The organism is Duganella sp. GW821-FHT07G03 (genome assembly GCF_059418605.1).
Genome location: NZ_JBWKQE010000009.1, coordinates 204,638 through 223,297, shown reverse-complemented (window position 1 = coordinate 223,297; position 18,660 = coordinate 204,638). Strand labels below are relative to the sequence as shown.

13 protein-coding genes are annotated in these 18,660 nt (G+C 64.8%); all 13 read left to right on the top strand.

The features are described 5' to 3' along the window. Positions 1-216: 216 nt before the first annotated feature. The 13 genes from AC07OK_RS14705 to dcd all read left to right on the top strand — a co-directional run bounded on the left by AC07OK_RS14705 (position 217) and on the right by dcd (position 18,657). A complete protein-coding gene (locus tag AC07OK_RS14705; RefSeq protein WP_494690999.1) occupies positions 217-6,063 on the top strand; it encodes an SdrD B-like domain-containing protein in 5,847 nt (1,948 codons plus the stop codon). A gap of 73 nt (positions 6,064-6,136) precedes the next feature. Further along, positions 6,137-6,811 carry a PEP-CTERM sorting domain-containing protein gene (locus AC07OK_RS14700; protein ID WP_494690998.1) on the top strand — a complete coding sequence of 225 codons (675 nt, stop codon included), beginning with the start codon at positions 6,137-6,139 and terminating at the stop codon, positions 6,809-6,811. Positions 6,812-6,901: 90 nt separating this feature from the next. Then, a complete protein-coding gene (locus AC07OK_RS14695; RefSeq protein WP_494690997.1) occupies positions 6,902-8,167 on the top strand; it encodes a lipoprotein-releasing ABC transporter permease subunit in 1,266 nt (421 codons plus the stop codon). Next, positions 8,160-8,855: a lipoprotein-releasing ABC transporter ATP-binding protein LolD gene (lolD, locus tag AC07OK_RS14690; RefSeq protein ID WP_494690996.1), complete on the top strand. Its 696-nt coding sequence runs from the start codon at positions 8,160-8,162 to the stop codon at positions 8,853-8,855. The genes AC07OK_RS14695 and lolD overlap by 8 nt, the downstream gene beginning before the upstream one ends. A gap of 4 nt (positions 8,856-8,859) precedes the next feature. Further along, positions 8,860-9,651 (top strand): TatD family hydrolase, encoded by a 792-nt coding sequence (locus AC07OK_RS14685; protein ID WP_494690995.1) that lies wholly within the window; start codon positions 8,860-8,862, stop codon positions 9,649-9,651. A 98-nt stretch (positions 9,652-9,749) separates the two neighbouring features. Next, positions 9,750-10,556, top strand: coding sequence for a CsgG/HfaB family protein (locus AC07OK_RS14680; protein ID WP_494690994.1), 807 nt, complete (start codon positions 9,750-9,752; stop codon positions 10,554-10,556). 162 nt (positions 10,557-10,718) lie between these two features. Further along, complete coding sequence (locus AC07OK_RS14675; RefSeq protein ID WP_494690993.1) at positions 10,719-10,895, top strand: hypothetical protein; 177 nt, start codon at positions 10,719-10,721, stop codon at positions 10,893-10,895. A gap of 57 nt (positions 10,896-10,952) precedes the next feature. After that, complete coding sequence (locus AC07OK_RS14670; RefSeq protein WP_494690992.1) at positions 10,953-11,963, top strand: MvdC/MvdD family ATP grasp protein; 1,011 nt, start codon at positions 10,953-10,955, stop codon at positions 11,961-11,963. Then, positions 11,948-12,826 carry an SDH family Clp fold serine proteinase gene (locus tag AC07OK_RS14665; protein WP_494690991.1) on the top strand — a complete coding sequence of 293 codons (879 nt, stop codon included), beginning with the start codon at positions 11,948-11,950 and terminating at the stop codon, positions 12,824-12,826. Before AC07OK_RS14670 ends, AC07OK_RS14665 begins: the two co-directional genes overlap by 16 nt. Then, positions 12,823-14,568, top strand: a complete 1,746-nt coding sequence (locus AC07OK_RS14660) for an ABC transporter ATP-binding protein (RefSeq protein ID WP_494690990.1) — start codon at positions 12,823-12,825, stop codon at positions 14,566-14,568. The genes AC07OK_RS14665 and AC07OK_RS14660 overlap by 4 nt, the downstream gene beginning before the upstream one ends. Positions 14,569-14,671: 103 nt before the next feature. Then, on the top strand, positions 14,672-17,125 hold the full coding sequence (locus tag AC07OK_RS14655) for a DNA internalization-related competence protein ComEC/Rec2 (protein ID WP_494690989.1): 2,454 nt from the start codon (positions 14,672-14,674) through the stop codon (positions 17,123-17,125). 76 nt (positions 17,126-17,201) lie between these two features. Next, a complete protein-coding gene (locus AC07OK_RS14650; protein ID WP_494690988.1) occupies positions 17,202-18,035 on the top strand; it encodes an alpha/beta hydrolase in 834 nt (277 codons plus the stop codon). Positions 18,036-18,090: 55 nt separating this feature from the next. After that, a complete protein-coding gene (dcd, locus tag AC07OK_RS14645) occupies positions 18,091-18,657 on the top strand; it encodes a dCTP deaminase (RefSeq protein WP_026334698.1) in 567 nt (188 codons plus the stop codon). The last annotated feature ends 3 nt before the right edge of the window (positions 18,658-18,660 follow it).

Sequence of the window (18,660 nt, the reverse complement as noted above, 5' to 3'; positions counted from 1 at the left end):
ATCAAAAGAAAATCTTTGCTATAATTGCGGCAACTTAAATGTACCGCCAGCATCACTTTAGCCCGGTGATGTCAGTGACTCCGCTTTTCCCAGCCGCCTTGGACCTAGTTTCTGTCACGAGCCGCGCCGGTGAGTAATCCACTCTAAAACCACTTTTTGTAGGCTTATAAGAATGATTAAGTTCAAATACACCGGCGCGACGGTAGAGGTGTCGAAATGACTACTATTTCGATCAATAGTACGGTGCACGTCTGCGAAGACACCAATGCGGCCTTTGATATGCGCGACGTGCTGGCTGCGGCCGGCGTCAACACGACCGCCGCCCTGAACATCAGCGCGATGGTGGTGAAGCTGCCGGACGGCACCACGTCGACCGCCAACACGCCGCTGTTCGGCCGCGTCGATGCCGACACCGTCTATGTCCATCCGGGCGACTGGAAGCCGGACTACAACGGCCAGTTCGCGACCATCGAATTCATCGCCCAGGACGGCAACGGCGTGCACATCACGCTGAGCCTGCAAGTGGTGGTGGACCCTGTCAACGACGCGCCGACCGGCGCCGACAAGGTCTTTGCACTGACCAACGGCGCGCCGATCACGCTGGCCCAGGCCGACTTCGGCTTCGTCGACAAGGTCGAACACGACGCCTTCCAGTCCGTCATCATCACCTCGTTGCCGACCGCCGGCAAACTGATGCTCAACGGCGCGGCCGTGGCCATCAACACCGAAATCTCGGCCGCCGACATCGCCGCCGGTCACCTGTCGTTCGAACCCAGCCAGACGGCCGCCGGCAGCTTCGACATCGGCTTCAAGGTGCGCGACGCCGGCGGCCTGGTCGGCTGCGGCGCCGCCGACACCAGCGCCACGCCCAACTACCTGACCTTCAAGGTGCCGATGGCGCACTTGGGCGACCTGGTCTGGGAAGACACCAACGGCAACGGCATGCAGGACGGCGGCGAAGCCGGCCTGTCCAACGTCACCGTGCAGCTGAAGGACGTCGACGGCCACGTGGTCTCCACCACCGCCACCGACGCCAGCGGCAAATACCATTTCGACGTCAATCCCGGCACCTACTCGGTGTCCGTGCAGGCGCCGGCCGGCTATGCGGCCACCATCAAGGGCCAGGGCGGCGATGCCGTCGACAGCGACATCGACGCCGGCGGCAACACCGGCGCCATCACGCTGGCGCCGGGCGAGACCAACAACAAGGCCGACGCCGGCCTGGTGCGTCCAGCGTCGCTAGGCGACACGGTCTGGTACGACACCAACCGCGACGGCGTCCAGAACAACAGCGAAGCGGGCGTTGCCGGCGTCAAGGTCACGCTGCTGGACGCGGCCGGCCATGCGACCGGCGCCACCGTCACCACCGACGCCAGCGGCCACTACCAGTTCAGCGGCCTGCAACCGGGCAGCTACAGTGTGCAGTTCGACAAGACCACCTTGCCGGCCGGCTACCTGTTCACCACCCAGGCCCAAGGCGGCGATACCACCATCGATTCCGACGCCGACGTCAACAGCGGCCAGACCGCGCAAGTAACGCTGGCCTCCGGCGACAGCCACCAGCACATCGATGCCGGCATCGTCGTCAAGCAAGCCACCGTGGGCGACCGCGTGTGGGAAGACGCCAACGGCAACGGCGTGCAGGACGCGGGCGAGCAGGGCGTGGACGGCGCGGTCGTCACGCTCAAGGAAACCGGCGGCCACGTGGTCGGCTCGGTCGCCACCCATGACGGCGGCCAGTACAGCTTCACCGTCGATCCGGGCACGTACACCGTGTCGGTGGCGCCGCCTGCGGGCTACGCCTTCACCGCCGCCGGCAAGGGCGTCGACGGCGCGCTGGACAGCGACGTCGGCAGCGACGGCAATGCCAGCGTCACGCTCGGCGCGGGCGACATCAAGCTCGACGTCGACGCCGGCGTCTACCGCCCGGCCTCGCTGAGCGAAGTGGTGTGGATCGACGCCAACCGCGACGGCCGCCTGAACAATGGCGAAGTCGGCGCGGCCGGCGTCAAGGTCACCTTGCTGGACGCCAGCGGCAACCCGGTGACGGCCGCCGCCGCCATCACCGACGCCAACGGCCACTACCAGTTCAACGGCCTGGCGCCCGGCGTCTACAGCGTGCAGTTCGACAAGAGCACGCTGCCAGCCGGCTACAACTTCACCTCCGCCGCTCAGGGTGGCCCCGGCGGCGCGGGCTCCGACGCCGACACCGGCACCGGCAAGACCGCACAAGTCACGCTGGCCTCGGGCGACAACCTGACCCTGCGCGCCGGCCTGACCGTGCAGCAAGCCACGCTGGGCGACCGCGTGTGGGAAGACAGCAACGCCAACGGCGTGCAGGACAGCGGCGAAAGCGGCATCGACGGCGTCAAGGTCGACCTGAAAGACAGCCTGGGCAATGTGGTCAACAGCACCGTCACCCACGACGGCGGCCAGTACAGCTTCACCGTCGATCCTGGCACCTATTCGATCGCCGTCACCGCGCCTGCGGGCTACGTCAGCAGCGCGATTGGCCAGGGCGGCAACGCCGCCACCGACAGCGACATCAGCGCCGCAGGCCAGAGCGGCAACGTGGCGTTGACGGCCGGCCAGAGCAACACCACGGTGGATGCCGGCTTGTACAAGCTCGCCGAACTGGGCGACACCGTCTGGAACGACGCCAACCGCAACGGCGTGCAGGACGCCAATGAAACCGGCCGTTCCGGCGTCAAGGTCACGCTGCTGGACGCCACCGGCGCCGCAGTGGCCACCGCCACTACCGACGTTGACGGCCACTACCTGTTCAACAATCTGAAACCGGGCACCTACAGCGTCCAGTTCGACAAGACCACGCTGGGCACCGGCTATGTGTTCAGCAGCGCGCACGCCGGCAGCGACGGCGCCGCCGATTCCGACGCCAGCGTCACCACCGGCCAGACCCAGCAGGTTACGCTGACCTCGGGTGCGGTCAATCACGACCTGGATGCGGGCGTGAGCGCCTTGCAGGCCACCATCGGCGACCGCGTGTGGGAAGACAAGAACGGCAACGGCGTGCAGGATGCGGGCGAGGCCGGCATCGTCGGCGTCAAGGTCGATCTGAAGGACGAGCAGGGCAACGTGGTCCAGACCACCAGCACCGGCGCCGACGGCAAATACAGCTTCACCGTGGACGCCGGCAAGTACGCGATCTCGGTCACCGCGCCGACCGGCATGAGCGCCACCGGCGCGCACGCCGGCAGCAATGGCGCGCTGGACAGCGATGTCGACGCCGCCGGACAGGGCGAACTGATCACCGTGGCGCCAGGCCAGGCCAACAACGACGTCGACGCCGGCTTCTACAAGGGCGCGACCTTGGGCGACCGCGTCTGGTACGACGTCAACAAGAACGGCCTGCAGGACAGTGCCGAAACCGGCGTGGCCGGCGTCAAGGTGATCCTGCTGGACCAGGCCGGCAATCCGACCGGCGCCACCGCGACCACCGACGCCAACGGCAGCTACAGCTTCACCAACCTCAAGCCGGGCACCTACAGCGTGCAGTTCGACAAGGGCTCGCTGCCGGCCAACTACAGCTTCACTGCGGCCGACCAGGGCGCCAACGACGTCAAGGATTCCGACGCCAACATCACCACCGGCAAGACCGCGCAAGTGACGCTGGCCTCGGGCACCGTCAACAACGACCTGGACGCCGGCCTGGTGGCGGCCCCGGCCAAGCTGGGCGACACCGTCTGGGAAGACAAGAACGGCAACGGCCTGCAGGACAGCGGCGAAGCGGGCCTGTGCGGCGTCACCGTGCAGCTGAAGGACGGCAGCGGCAAAGTGGTGGCCACCACCACCACCGATACCGCCGGCCACTACAGCTTCACCGCCGATCCGGGCAGCTACACGGTGTCGGTCACGGCGCCATCGGGTTACATTGTCACCAGCAAGGACGTGGGCAGTAACGACGCCAAGGACAGCGATTTCGGCAGCGATGGCGTCAGCAATGTCGTCAAGCTGTCAGCGGGCGAAACCAACAACACCATCGACGCTGGCCTGTACAAGGCGGCCACCATCGGCGACAGGGTGTGGATCGACAAGAACGGCAACGGCTTGCAGGACGACGGCAGCGACAGCGGCAAGGCCGGCGTCACGGTCAACCTGCGCGACGGCGACGGCAACATCGTCAAGACCACCACCACCGACAGCAACGGCAACTACAAGTTCTCGGTCGCGGCGGGCACTTACTCGGTGGACATCAAGGCGCCGAGCGGCTATCTGGTCACCGCCAAGGACGTGGGCAGCGACGGCACGGTCGACAGCGATGCCGACGCCAGCGGCAACCTCGGCGCGATCACCGTGTCCGCCGGCCAGCACGCCACCAATATGGACGCCGGCCTGTATCAAAAAGGTTCGATCGGCGACAAGGTCTGGTACGACACCAATGGCGACGGCATCCAGCAGTCGGGCGAGGCGGCCGCCAAGAATGTCGTGGTCACGCTGCTCAATGAAAAAGGCGTGGCCATCGCCACCGACACCACGGACGCGGCCGGCCTGTACGCGTTCACCGACGTCGGCCCCGGCAAGTACTCGGTCAAGTTCAGCGCACCGGAAGGCTATATCTTCACCAAGACCAACCAGGGCGCGAACACTGGCGCCGATTCGGACGCCGACAGCAGCGGCCAGACCGCGCAGTTCTCGCTGGCCTCGGGCGTGAAGGATGCGACCCGCGACGCCGGCCTGGTCAAGGCCGCCAGCATCGGCGACACCGTCTGGGAAGACGTCAACTACAACGGCGTCAAGGACAGCGGCGAGAAGGGCGTCGACGGCGTCACCGTCAAGCTGTACGACACGACCGGCACGCTCAAGGCCACCACCGTCACCCACGACGGCGGCCAGTACCTGTTCGACGGCCTCGCCGCCGGTTCGTACAAGGTTGCGGTCACCAACAGCAGCGGCTGGTACTTCACCAAGTCCGGCATGGGCGCCGACGCCAACGATTCCGACATCACCAGCGTCAGCGGCAGCACCGGCAGCACCGGCGCCATCACGTTGGCGGCCGGCCAGAACCTCACCACCGAAGATGCCGGCATCTATCGCAAGGCCAGCATCGGCGACAAAGTATGGCGCGACGCCAACCACAACGGCATCCAGGACAGCGGCGAAGAAGGCATCGGCGGCGTCAGCGTGGCGCTGTACGACGCCGCCACCAACAAGCAGCTGGGCAGCACGATCAAGACCGACGCCAGCGGCAACTACAAGTTCAGCGATCTGACGCCTGGCAACTACTACCTGGTGTTCGACAAGACCAACGTCAGCGCCTACTTCTCGTCGGATCAGCACACCTACAACATGAGCAACTGGAAGTGGGGCGTGAAGAACACCGGCACCAACGACGCCATCGATTCGGACGTGGCCGGCGACGGCAAGGCCTACACCAACGTCACCCACACCGACACGATCTCGCTGACGTCGGGCAAGAACGACATGAGCTGGGATGCCACCATCACGCCGATCGCGATCGACCTGAACGGCGACGGCATCCACACCATCGCCCGCGGCGCGATGCAGGGCAGCTTCGATTTGCTGGGCACCGGCAAGGCGATCCAGTCCGGCTGGTTGTCGGCCAGCGACGGCTTCCTGGCCATCGACAGCAACGGCAACGGCAAGATCGACAGCATCAACGAGCTGTTCGGCGGCGCCAGCAAGGGTTCGGGCTTCGCCAAGCTGGCAAGCTATGACAGCAACCACGACGGCGTGGTCGATGCCAGGGATGCGCAGTACGCCAGCCTGCTGGTCTGGCAGGACAAGAACAGCGACGGCAAGACCGACGCGGGCGAGCTGATGTCGCTGAAGGACGCCGGCGTGGCCAGCCTGAAGGTGGCTTATACCGAACTGCCGTTCGTCGACGCCAACAACAACCTGCACCTGGAGCGTAGCAGCGTCGTCATGAACAACGGCAAAGCGGCCGACATGACCGACGTGTATTTCGACGTCGCCAGGGCAGACGCGGCCGCGGCCGGCGTGGTCGCACCGACCATCGCCGACCTGATCGGCTCCGAGCCAGCGGCGACGCTGGTGGGCCAGAGCCCGGTAGCGCATTGCTAAGATTTCAAAGCGGGGAAGCCGCCGGGGACCAGCTCCGGCGGCCGATTACAACTACTTTTATAGAAAAATCATCATGACCATCAACTTCAACACCGCAGTCAAAGCCGCCGCCGTAGCCACCGCCCTGGTATTTTCCAGCGTCAGCCACGCCGCCATCACCGTGCAGACCAAGTCCGCGCTCGAGTACTACAACGATGACGCCACCTTCTTCGGCACCCCGTCCGCCACCACGATCTCCCCGTGGACCCTGAGCGGCGACGGCGTCAATACGCTGGCCTTCTGCATCGATCCGACCACGCCGGCCAACGACCAGGCCGGCTACAGCGGCCAGCTGACCCGGCAGTCGAACAGCGCCATCGTCGGCCTGTACGAAACCTCGTACCGCAAAGTATTGAATAACGGCGTCTACAACGCCAACAATGCGGCGGCTTTCCAGCTGGCCTTGTGGGAAACGCTGGATGACAAGGATTTCGCTCACGGCAAACTGCAGTTGCCAACCACCGGCGGCGTCCTGGATGACAACGACCTGGTCGCCGGCATCGCGCACGGCATGCTGAGCGATGCGCTGGCTTACTCCGGCCATGGCGGCAGCTACGTCTACACCGAATACACCGCAGCCGGCTCGCAAACGCTGCTGGGCGTTTCGGCCGTGCCGGAAGCGGACAGCTGGGCCATGATGGCGGCCGGCCTCGGCCTGCTGGGCCTGGTCGTCCGCCGCAAATCGGGCAAGGGCGCCAGCCTCGCCTGATTTGTCGGGGCAGGGTGCGGTGTTTCGCCCATGAAATCCTATTTATATGGCACACTGCGGGCTCACCAATGTTGATACCCTTTGGAGCTCATGAGCCTTATCCGGAACCTGCCCTTTGAATGGCTGGTCGGCCTGCGTTACACGCGGGCCGGCAAGCGCAGCGGGCGCAATAGTTTTATCTCTTTTATTTCGCTCATTTCCATGGCCGGCATCGGCCTGGGCGTGGCCGCGCTGATCGTCGTGCTGTCCGTGATGAACGGCTTCCAGAAAGAAGTGACCGACCGCATGCTGTCGGTGCTGGCCCACATCGAAATCTTCGACGCCCGCGGTGCTATGCCGGACTGGCACGCCGCCGCCGCCGAAGCGCGCAAGAATCCCGAAGTGATCGGCGCCGCGCCGTTCGCCGAGACGCAGGGCATGCTGGTGCGTGACGATGTACTGCGTCCCGCCATCATCCGCGGCGTGCTGCCGGAGCAGGAACCCACTGTCTCCGACGTCGCCAAACAGACCAAGCGGGGCAGCTTCAACGCGCTGCAACCGGGCAGCTACAACATCGTGCTGGGCATCGAGCTGGCGCGCGCGCTGCGCGTCAACCTCGGCGAGAAGGTCACGCTGGCGCTGGCCCAGGGCCAGCCGACACCGGCCGGCGTGCTGCCGCGCCTGCGCTCGTTCACCGTGGTCGGCATCTTTGAAGCGGGCCACAACGAGTTCGACTCCGCACTGGCCTTCGTCCACCTGACCGACGCCGAAAAGCTGCTGCGCATGGACGCGCCGGCCGGCCTGCGCCTGCGCCTGTCCGACATGCACCGCGCGCCGCAAGTGGCGCAAGACCTGAAGTCCAGCATGTCGGGCGACCTGATCATGCGCGACTGGTCCAAGCTCAACGCCAATTGGTTCGCCGCCGTACAGACCGAGAAGCGCATGATGTTCATCATCCTGACCTTGATCATCGCGGTGGCCGCCTTCAACCTGGTGTCGACGCTGGTGATGACCGTGACCGAGAAGCAGGCCGACATCGCCATCCTGCGCACGCTGGGCGCTTCGCCGCGTTCGATCATGAAGATTTTCATGATCCAGGGCGCGCTGGTCGGCATCCTCGGCACCGCGATCGGCGTGGCAGGGGGCGTGCTGGTGGCGCTCAACATCGACGTCATCGTGCCGTTTATTGAACATTTATTGGGAGTGCAGTTCTTGTCGAAGGATATCTACTACATCAGCAGCGTGCCGTCCGACCTGCGTTGGCCGGACGTGTTCAAGATCGGCGGCGTGGCCGTGGTGCTGGCCTTCGTGGCGACCTTGTACCCGAGCTGGTGGGCCGCCCGCGTGAAACCTGCGGAGGCGCTGCGCTATGAGTAATCTGGAACCCGTGGTCCTTTCCTGCCGCAGCCTGGGCAAGACCTTCACGCAAGGCGACTACTCGGTGCAGGTGCTGAACGGCATCGACATCGACGTGCGGCGCGGCGAACGCGTGGCCATCGTCGGCGCCTCTGGCTCCGGCAAATCGACCTTGCTGCACCTGCTGGGCGGCCTTGACACGCCGACCAAAGGCAGCGTCACCCTGCTGGGCAAGGACTTCGCCAGCCTGAGCGAGACGGCGCGCGGCGACTTGCGCAACGCCTCGCTGGGCTTCGTCTACCAGTTCCACCACCTGCTGCCGGAATTCAGCGCGCTCGATAACGTCGCGATGCCGCTGATGATACGTCGCCTCAAGCGCAGCGAGGCCAGCACGCTGGCGCAGCAGATCCTCACCCGCGTCAACCTGGCCAAGCGCGTTACGCACGTGCCGGGCGAGCTGTCCGGCGGCGAGCGTCAGCGCGTGGCGCTGGCGCGGGCGCTGGTCACGCAGCCGGCCTGCGTGCTGGCCGACGAACCGACCGGCAATCTCGATCACGCCACCGCGCAGACGATCTTCGATTTGATGCTGGAACTGTCGCGCACCCTGGGCACCGCCTTCATCATCGTCACTCACGATATCGAGCTGGCGCGCCGCTGCGACCGCGTGCTGCGCCTGACCGACGAAGGCCTGCACCCTTACCAGGACTGACGTGATGTGGATCGACACCCACTGCCACCTCGACGCCCACGAATTCGGCGGCGAGTCGGCCGCGCAGGCGGCGCTGGCGCGGCAGCAGGGCGTGTCGATGATCGTGATCCCGGCGGTGGCGACGGCCAACTTTCCGGTGGTGGCGCAACTCGCCGCCAGCGTGGACAACGCCTGCTACGCGCTGGGCATCCATCCGATCTACGTTCCGCACGCCGACGAGGACGACCTGCGCGTGTTGCGCGAGCAGGTCGCCGCCGCCATGGCCGACCGTCGTTTCGTCGCGCTCGGCGAGATCGGCCTGGACTTCTTTATCCCCATGCTGACCGAGCCGGCGATGCGCGAGAAGCAGATCTTCTTCTTCCGCGAGCAGCTTAAGATCGCCCGCGATTTCGAGCTGCCGGTGCTGATGCACGTGCGCCGCTCGCAGGACGTGGTGCTCAAGCACGTGCGCCAGATCCGGCCCGCCGGCGGCATCGCCCACGCGTTCAACGGCAGCTTCCAGCAGGCGCAGGGCTATATCGAGCTGGGCTTCAAGCTGGGCTTCGGCGGCGCCATGACCTTTACGCGCGCGCTGCAAATCCGCCGGCTGGCGGCCGAGCTGCCGCTGGCATCCATCGTGCTGGAAACGGACGCGCCGGATATCGCCCCGAGCTGGGTCCACCCCGGCCGTAACAGTCCCGACCAAATTCCCCGCATCGGCGCCGTGCTGGCCGAGTTGCGCAACATCCCCCTGCGAGAGGTGGCCGACGCCACCAGCGCCAATGCGCGCGCCGTGCTGCCGCGCATGTCAATGTGAGCTTCAGGCCACACTGTTAGATTTCGATAGATTTGACCTGGGCGCAATAGTGCATAATCAAAAACTTTAATATTTGCGCAATTTATCGAAAGTCCGTAATGAAAAACATTGTCCGTAGTACTTGCCTTGCAGCCCTGGTGTTGGTTCCTGTCGCCAGTTTCGCCGATTCCAGCGAGGTTTCCGAGCGCCAGATCGATGTGCCCAAGTGCAAAACGCCTGCGGCCAAGGTCGTGTTCACCGAATTCAAATGCAAATCGGCTGATTGCTCGTCGGGCGCAGGCCAGCAGGACCCGCGCCAGTACCGCTGGTGGGAGCGCCGCGGTGATGTCGCGCAGCCGAGCTATACCGGCGTCGGCACCGGCATGACCGAAATGCTGGCCACCGCGCTGACCCAGACCGGCTGCTTCGACGTGCAGGAACGGGCGGAAATGGAAGAGATCAACAAGGAACTGGCGCTGATCGGTAAGAAGGTCGAGGCCGAGGCGGCCGACTACATGATCACCGGTTCGATCACCTCGCTGGGCTTCGAGCAAAGCTCCACCGGCCTGGGCGGCCTGGGCTTCCTCAAAGGCCCGCTGGGCTTGCTGGCCGGCTCGGTCGACTTCAAGAAATCCAAGGTGCACATGAATATGGACATCCGCGTGGTGGACGTGAAGCGCGCCAAGATCATTGCCTCCAAGACCTTCCAGGCGAACAACGAAAAGAACGGCTTCGGCGTGTCGGCGCTGGGTTGGGGCGGCGGTGTCGGGCTGGGCGGCAGCCACGCCAGCATCAGCGGCTCGCCGCTGGAAGAGGTGGCGCGCGACCTGCTGGTCAAGTCGACCTCCTTCCTGGCCGAGACCATCGCCGCCAAGAACATCACCGACCACGTCGCGGTCAAAGCCACCGACGTGTCGGTGAAATAAGGCGCGCGCGATCGTACCGCAAGCGGCCCGCCTGCACGATTGAAACCATGGCGGTGTTGTAATAATGCTTTATTTGACATGAAATATCGGCAATGATATTGTCTTTGCACCACTACCCGTGGTCCTCGTTTGAACTTTAACTATCTGAAAAGGTTCGTCAAAATGAAAAAGCAAAATGAGACAAAGCTGTTCGCATTCAAACTGGCAGAGAAAAAAGTCGCCGCTGTAAAAGCCGCTCCACAATGGAAAGCCCGCGAAGGCGTGGCGCTGGCCGGCTGCTCCGGTCCTGATGCCCGCGGCCCACGCAACAACATCGCAGACACTGGCATCTGGTGCTAAGCATCTGTCCGCCTGTGCCCCGGCTTCCCGGGCGCAGGCGGACAGTTAGCCGACTCCATGACCAAGAAAATCCTGATTATCACCCGCAGCGACGACCTCCATGTCGACTTGCTCACCCCCATGCTGGCCGCGCGAGGCGGAACCTTCTTCAGGCTCGACCTCGACGCCTTTCCCCGCGATTACGAACTGATTCAATCCTTCCAGCCGCACGGCTGCCACGGAGAAATCCGCCATCTGCCGACGGGCGCCAGCCTCGTTGTCGAGGAGGTGGGCGCCGTCTGGGCCCGCAAGTCGGCCGACTTCGCCTACCGCAGCGAGGAGCTGGGCGCGCAGGAGCTGGCCTACGCCAAACTGGAAAGCGAACAAGCCTTGTTCGGCCTGCTGTACGGCCTGGACTGCTACTGGATCGGCCACCCGCTGACGATGCGCGGCGCCATGTGGAAAGGCGAGCAGCTGCAGCGCGCGCAGCGCATGGGCTTTCGCATACCGGCCACGCTGGTCACCAATTCCGCCGAACAGGTGCGCCAGTTCCAGCGACAATTGCCGGGCCAGATGATCTTCAAGGCCATGTCGACCCCGTCGCTGGCGGCGGAGGACGTGGACGCCGCCGACTGCATCGTCGAGGGTCTGACCACTACCGTGGTCGACGAGGACATGATGGAGGCCATCGAGGCGGTGGCCGAGCTGCCTTGCCAGTTCCAGGGCTACATCGCCAAGCAGTACGAGCTGCGCGTGACCGTCATCGGCCGCCGCGTGTTCGCTGCAAAAATCCACAGCCAGGACGACAGCCGTACGGCGGTCGATTGCCGCGACATGTCGGCGACTATCCGCTACGAGCCAACCTTGCTGCCGGCGCATATCGAACAGCGCTGCCTGGAGCTGGTGGCCAGCTACGGCTTGAATTTCAGCGCGCTGGACTTGATCGTCACGCCGGACGACGACTACGTCTTCCTCGAAAATAATCCCGCCGGACAGTTCCTCTTCATCGAGCAGCTGATCCCCGAATTCAATCTGTTGGAAACGCTGGCCGGCCAGCTGTTGCAGGAGGCCGCATGCCGCACGCACTGAACCAGCATCTGCCGGAAAAAATCAAGCAGATGGAGGCGCTGCGCGGGGGCAGGGTGCTGGTGATGGCCGCTGCGCAGCTGGACATGGAAATGCTGCCCGCGCTCTACCAGCAACTGCGCGCCATCGGCCACGGCGAGCGGCTGGACGTGGTGCTGCAATGCCGTGGCGGCATGGTCAACGCCGCGCGCCGTATCGCGCTGCTGCTGCGCGGGTACACGCAGCGCCTGGGTTTCATCGTGCCTTATTACTGCCAGTCGTCGGCTACGTTGCTGACGTTGGCGGCCGATGAGATCATCGCCGGCGAGCTGGCGATTTTCTCGCCCATCGACCCGCATTTACAGGGCGATGCAGAAGGCGGCGAGTCGAGCGCCGTGTCGTCGCAGGACATCAGCCAGTTCGGCGAAATGTGCGCCGCCTGGTTCGGCGCGGACGCCGGGCAGGCGCGCGCGGAAGCGTTGTCGCTGCTGAGCGCCAGCGTATTCCCGCCCACGCTGACGGCGTTCTATCGCACCACGCTGGAGCTGCGCCAGATCGGCGAGGAGTTGTTGCGCTATCAGCTGCCGCAGCGCGATGCCGATGCGCGCGGCAAGATCGTCGAGCACCTGATGTCCGCCTACCACTCGCACCACTACGCCATCACCGGCGAGGAATTGGCGTCGCTCGGCCTGCAAATGCGACGCGATTCCAAGATCGAGGACCTGGCCTGGGAGATGTCGCTGCTGCTGCAAGCCCATATCGGCGGCGGTGCGCGGACTTCGGTCGAGGCGCCGGTGCAGGAAGCCTTGCTGGCCACGCGCGATGGCGTGACGGTGCGCTACCGGCAAGCGGACGGGTTGCTTCCGCGCTGGTCCGGCGTTGCATGAGCAATCCGCATCTGCAACGGCTGGCGCTGTTGCGCGTGTTCGCGCCGCGCCTGGCCCTGGGCCTGTTGTTCATGACCGTGACGGTGTTGGTGGAACTGAGTTATCCACGGGCGCTGTCGTATTTCATCGATCATATCGGATTGAAGAACGACGGCGGCTGGTTCGGCCCCTTCGCCGCGACGGTGACGGCGGTGCTGGCGTTGCAGGCGGTGGCGACCACGATGCGCTACTACCTGTTCGAAACGACCGGGCATATGATCGTCACGCGCATTCGCCGCCTGCTGTACGGGGCGCTGATACGGCAGCCGGTCGGCTTCTACGACAAGCACAACGTCGGTGAGCTGACCAGCCGCCTGTCGGCCGACGTCGAAATCCTGCATGACACGCTGACCATGGGCCTGGCCATTTCGCTGCGGTCCTTGTGCGTGCTGGCCGGCTGCGTTGTGATGTTGTTGACGATTTCACCGGTACTGAGCCTGATCCTGCTGGTCTACGTGCCGTTGACGCTATACATGGGCGACTGGCTGGGCAAGCATGTACGCCGGCGATCGCGCGAAATCCAGCAGCGCCAGGCCGATTGCGGCAGCGTGGCGCACGAATACTTCAGCAATATCCGGCTGGTGCATGCGTTCAACCAGCAGCGCGCCGCCGGTGCCAAATATGCCGATGCCACCGCGCACGCGCTGACAGCGGCGATAGGCAACACGCGCTTGCTGGCGTCGTTTCGCGGCGTGTCGTCGTTCGCCATGTACCTGGCGTTGCTGGCGACCCTGTGGCTGGGCGCGACGCTGATCGGGCGAGGCAGGCTGTCGGCGGGGGAGCTGACCAGCTTTGTGATCTATGCCGGCATGGTCACCAGTTCGTCGGGTGCGGTCAGCGATTTCTGGAGCGACTGGATGCGCACCATCGGCGCCACGGAGCGGGTGTTCGAGATCATCGAGAGCGAAGGCCCATCCGACGCCCAGCCTGCCGTTGCTGTGGCGTTGCGCGGCGACCTGTCGTTTAGCGACGTCAGTTTTGTCTATCCCGAGCGGCCGGAAAAACTTGCGCTCGACGGCGTCAGTTTCACGATTGCTGCGGGAGAGAACGTGGCGCTGGTGGGGGCGTCGGGGGCGGGCAAGTCCACCATCGCCAGTTTGATGCTGGGCTTTTATCGGCCGGGCAGCGGCGTGATCGCCTTCGATGGATTGCCATACGAGCAGATCGACGTCGCCGGCGTGCGCGCGCATATCGCCATTGTGGAGCAGGAGCCGTCGCTGTTCTCGGGCAGCATATTCGAGAACATCGCCTTCGCGGTGCCTGACCGCGAAGTGACGCGGGCGGACGTGGTCGACGCCGCCCGCCTGGCCAACGCGCATGACTTTATCGAAGGCTTCCCGCACGGCTACGACACCGTGGTCGGCGAACGCGGCGTGCAGCTGTCCGGCGGCCAGAAGCAGCGCATCGCGATCGCCCGCGCCTTGCTGCGCGATCCGAAGATCCTGATCCTCGACGAAGCCACCAGCGCGCTCGATTCCGCCAGCGAATTGCAAGTGCAGCAGGCGCTGGATAAGCTGATGGAGGGCCGCACCACCATCGTCATTGCCCATCGCTATTCCACCATCGTCAAGGCCGACCGCGCCTTGGTGCTGGAGCAGGGCGCCATCGTGCAGCAGGGCGCGCATGCGGAGTTGATCCAGCAGCGCGCCGGCTTGTATTTCCGCCTGATGCAGAATCAGTTGTCGGCATATCGCACCGGATGATCTGCATCAATCTACGATAAGGTCGTTCATGCCTCGGCGGCGGTTCTGCGTAGTATCGGACTGTTGCGATACTTGAGGAGCGGCCGTCAGGCCGGACAAGGCGATGAGGGCGGTGACGATCGGCTTCGCCACAGGGGCGGCGTGGCTGCAAACGCAGGCGGCGCTACCGTCCGCGATGGCCGGCTTGGCGGCGGTCCTTGTGCTGGCGGCGTGCTTGTTGTCGTGGTACGCCTGCTTGCGGAGGCAAATGCACCGCTTCGGCGCGCGCGCGGATGCCGCATTGCGTTGCGCGGCATCGTTGCTGGCCGGCGCCGTGATTGGGTTCTTGTGGGCGGCCTGGATGGCTTACCGCGTCCTGGCGCCCCAACTTGCGGCAGCTGACGAAGGCCGCGACCTCACCTTGATCGGCACCATCGACAATCTGCCGTACCGCTTCGACCAGGGCGTGCGTTTCAATTTCGCGGTGGAGCGTGTGCTGGGCCGTGCACTGGACGCCGTTCCGCCGCATATTTCGCTGGCCTGGTATGCCGGATTTCGCGACCAAGTCAACGAGATCGGCGATGTCCAGCCGGGCGAGCGCTGGCAGCTGACGGTGCGCCTGCAACGGCCCCACGGCAATGCCAACCCATATGGCTTCGACTACGAAGTGTGGCTGCTGGAACAAGGCCTGCGCGCGACCGGCTACGTGCGGCCGGCGCCGAACAACCTGCGACTGGACGGCTTTGTCTTCAGCGTTGGCAACGTGATCGAGCACGCGCGCGCGTTGCTGCGCGCGCGCATACTGGCCGCGCTGCCCGGCAAGCCGTATGCCGGCGTGATCGTCGCGCTGGTGGTGGGCGACCAGCGCGGCATCGATCAATCGGACTGGAATGTCTTCAACCGGACGGGCATCGGCCACCTGATATCCATCTCAGGCTTGCACATCACGATGGTGGCGGGTCTGTTCGCGCTGGCCGCTTTCAATCTGTGGCGGTATTCGTTCTTCACGCGCGCGCAGCTGCCCTTGCTGCTGCCCGCGCAAAAAGTGGCGGCGCTGGTCGGCGCGACGGTGGCGCTGTTCTATGTCCTGCTGGCCGGATTCGGCGTGCCAGCGCAGCGCACCTTGTACATGTTGATGGTGGTCGCCGCCGCGCTGTGGCTGAACCGCATCGCCAGCGTCTCGCATGTGCTGTGCTGCGCACTTGGCGTGGTGGTGCTGATCGATCCCTGGGCGGTATTGTGGCCGGGCTTCTGGCTGTCGTTCGGCGCGGTCGCCACGATTCTGTATGCGTCGGTCGGCCGCACCACGCTACGGACCCCGCGGCGCGACGATGCCGCGCCTCGTCCCTCACGCCTTGAGCAGCTCTGGCAGGCCTTGCGCGTCGGCGCCCACACGCAGTACGCGGTGACGTTTGGCCTGGTGCCGCTCACGATGCTGTTGTTCGCCCAGGTCTCTGTGGTCAGTCCGCTGGCGAACGCAGTGGCGATACCGTTGATCAGCCTTGTGGTCACGCCGCTCGCGCTGGTCGGCAGCATGCTGCCCGCGTTGTTGGCGGCGCCGGTGCTGGGCCTTGCGCATCTGCTGGTGGAATGGTTGGCCGCCTGCCTGCAATGGTTCAGCGGCTTGCGCTACGCCGTATGGAGCGCGCCGACGCCGCCGTTCTGGCTATTCTGCTGGGCCATGGGCGGCACCATCTGGCTGCTTGCGCCGCGCGGCTGGCCGGTGCGCTGGCTAGGCCTGGCGAGCTGGATACCGCTGCTGGCCGCCGAGCCATCGCATCCATTGCCAGGCCGGATGAACGTCACCGCCTTCGACGTGGGGCAGGGCATGGCATTGTTGATCGAGACCAGCGGGCATCGCCTGCTGTACGATACCGGCCCCACCTACTCGCTGACCTCCAATGCCGGCAACCGCGTGATCCTGCCTTACCTGAAGGCGCGCGGCATCGCCGCATTGGACGGCATGATCGTCACCCACAGCGACGCCGACCACTCCGGCGGCGCCTTGACGATACTGGACGGCGTGCGGGTGGATTGGGTACTGTCATCGCTGCCTTCCCAGCATCCCATCGCCAGGGCCGCGCGCCAGCACCTGCACTGCGCGGCGGGCCAGCGCTGGGACTGGGACGGCGTGCGTTTCGAGCTGCTCCATCCGCCTGCCGCCAGCTACGCCGACGCCACGCTCAAACCCAATGCGCGCGGCTGCACGCTGAAGATCACGGCCGGCGGCAAATCGATGCTGCTGGCCGCCGACATCGAAGCCGCGCAGGAGGCCGCGCTGGTGCAGCGCGACCCCGCCAGCTTGCGGGCCGACGTGCTGCTGGCGCCACACCACGGCAGCGGTACTTCGTCCACGCCGGCGTTCCTGCTGGCGGTGCACCCGCGGACCGCGCTGTTCCAGGTCGGTTATCGAAATCGCTACCACCACCCCAAGCCGGAAATCTACGAGCGCTACGGCCAGTTGCACATCGAACGCCTGCGCACCGACCAGGCCGGCGCGCTGACCCTGGATTTTGGCGATACTATCGAGATCGGCGCCTGGCGCCAGGCACACGCGCGCTACTGGTACGGCCGCTAAATTAGAGCCTTTCCCCCAAGCCTGCCGAGGTAAGTGCCATTACAATGGTCTGAAAACAATCATACGGAGACCGCTTGTGACCAAGCCCAAGCTGCATTTTGCCCACGCCAACAGTTACCCGGCGGGTGTGTACCGCCAGTACTTCGAGCTGCTGGCCGACGATTTCGAGATCCAGGCGCTCGACATGCACGGCCATAGCGCGCGCTACCCGGTCAGCGACGGCTGGCCGCACCTGGTCGACGAATACATCAATGAACTCACCAAACGCTATGACGAGCCGGTGATCCTGGTTGGCCACTCGCTGGGCGGCATGCTCAGCCTGATGGTGGCCCATGCGCGGCCGGACCTGGTGCGCTGCGTCGTCATGCTCGATGCGCCGGTCGTGGCCGGATGGCGCGCGCTGTTCTGGCGCCTGATCAAAATGAGCGGCAACGCCAACCGCGTGCCGCCGGCAAAATTCTCCATCCGCCGCCGCAATGTGTGGCCGGACGCGCAGGCCGCCTTCCAGCACTTCGCCGGCAAGGACCTGTTCGCCGCCTGGGCGCCGGGCGTGCTGGCCGATTACATGGAAAGCGGACTCAAGCCGCATGCGGAAGGCGTGCAGCTGCGCTTCACCCGCGAAGTGGAAACCATGATCTACGCCAGCCTGCCGCATCACCTGCCCAAACTGGTGCGGGGCCGCTTCCCGGCGCCGATCGGTTTCATCGGCGGCACCGATTCCTGGGAAACCAGCCAGTCCGGCCTCGGCCACACCCAGGCGCTGGTGGGCAAGCACTACCGCATTGTGCCGGGCGGACATTTGTTCCCGATGGAGTCGCCGGCGCTGGCGGCGCAGGCAACCCGCGAGATGATTGCCGGGCTGTTGAACGAATCCGGTAAAAAAGTTCTTAAAAAGCAGGCTTTCGCGTAAAATCTTGGGCATTCGGCGCGCTTGCGCCGCCCCTGAACTTTAGGAATGCCTTGCGATGACAATTAAAAGCGATAAATGGATACGCCGGATGGCGGAGCAGCATGGGATGATCGAGCCGTTCTTCCCGGACCAGGTACGCCAGGAAGACGGCCGCAAGGTCATCTCCTACGGCACCTCGTCGTATGGCTACGACATCCGCTGCGCCGATGAATTCAAGGTCTTCACCAACATCAACAGCACCATCGTCGATCCGAAGAACTTCGATTCGAACTCCTTCGTTGATATCAAGAGCGATGTCTGCATCATCCCGCCGAACTCGTTCGCCCTGGCGCGCACCATGGAATATTTCCGCATTCCACGCAGCGTGCTGACGGTCTGCCTGGGCAAGTCGACCTATGCGCGTTGCGGCATCATCGTCAACGTAACGCCGTTCGAGCCGGAATGGGAAGGCTATGTGACGCTGGAGTTCTCCAACACCACGCCGCTGCCGGCCAAGATCTACGCGCACGAAGGCTGCGCGCAGGTGCTGTTCTTCGAGAGCGACGAAGTGTGCGACGTGTCGTACAAGGACCGCAACGGCAAGTACCAGGGCCAGCACGGCGTGACCTTGCCTAAAGCATAAGAA

What these genes read in the sequence shown, in the direction of transcription:
- AC07OK_RS14700 (WP_494690998.1), top strand. Translation starts at nt 6,137, where the DNA reads ATGACCATCAACTTCAACACCGCAGTCAAAGCCGCCGCCGTAGCCACC.
- AC07OK_RS14685 (WP_494690995.1), top strand. Translation starts at nt 8,860, where the DNA reads ATGTGGATCGACACCCACTGCCACCTCGACGCCCACGAATTCGGCGGC.
- AC07OK_RS14695 (WP_494690997.1), top strand. Translation starts at nt 6,902, where the DNA reads ATGAGCCTTATCCGGAACCTGCCCTTTGAATGGCTGGTCGGCCTGCGT.
- AC07OK_RS14705 (WP_494690999.1), top strand. Translation starts at nt 217, where the DNA reads ATGACTACTATTTCGATCAATAGTACGGTGCACGTCTGCGAAGACACC.
- AC07OK_RS14680 (WP_494690994.1), top strand. Translation starts at nt 9,750, where the DNA reads ATGAAAAACATTGTCCGTAGTACTTGCCTTGCAGCCCTGGTGTTGGTT.
- AC07OK_RS14665 (WP_494690991.1), top strand. Translation starts at nt 11,948, where the DNA reads ATGCCGCACGCACTGAACCAGCATCTGCCGGAAAAAATCAAGCAGATG.
- lolD (WP_494690996.1), top strand. Translation starts at nt 8,160, where the DNA reads ATGAGTAATCTGGAACCCGTGGTCCTTTCCTGCCGCAGCCTGGGCAAG.
- AC07OK_RS14675 (WP_494690993.1), top strand. Translation starts at nt 10,719, where the DNA reads ATGAAAAAGCAAAATGAGACAAAGCTGTTCGCATTCAAACTGGCAGAG.
- AC07OK_RS14670 (WP_494690992.1), top strand. Translation starts at nt 10,953, where the DNA reads ATGACCAAGAAAATCCTGATTATCACCCGCAGCGACGACCTCCATGTC.
- AC07OK_RS14660 (WP_494690990.1), top strand. Translation starts at nt 12,823, where the DNA reads ATGAGCAATCCGCATCTGCAACGGCTGGCGCTGTTGCGCGTGTTCGCG.
- dcd (WP_026334698.1), top strand. Translation starts at nt 18,091, where the DNA reads ATGACAATTAAAAGCGATAAATGGATACGCCGGATGGCGGAGCAGCAT.
- AC07OK_RS14655 (WP_494690989.1), top strand. Translation starts at nt 14,672, where the DNA reads ATGAGGGCGGTGACGATCGGCTTCGCCACAGGGGCGGCGTGGCTGCAA.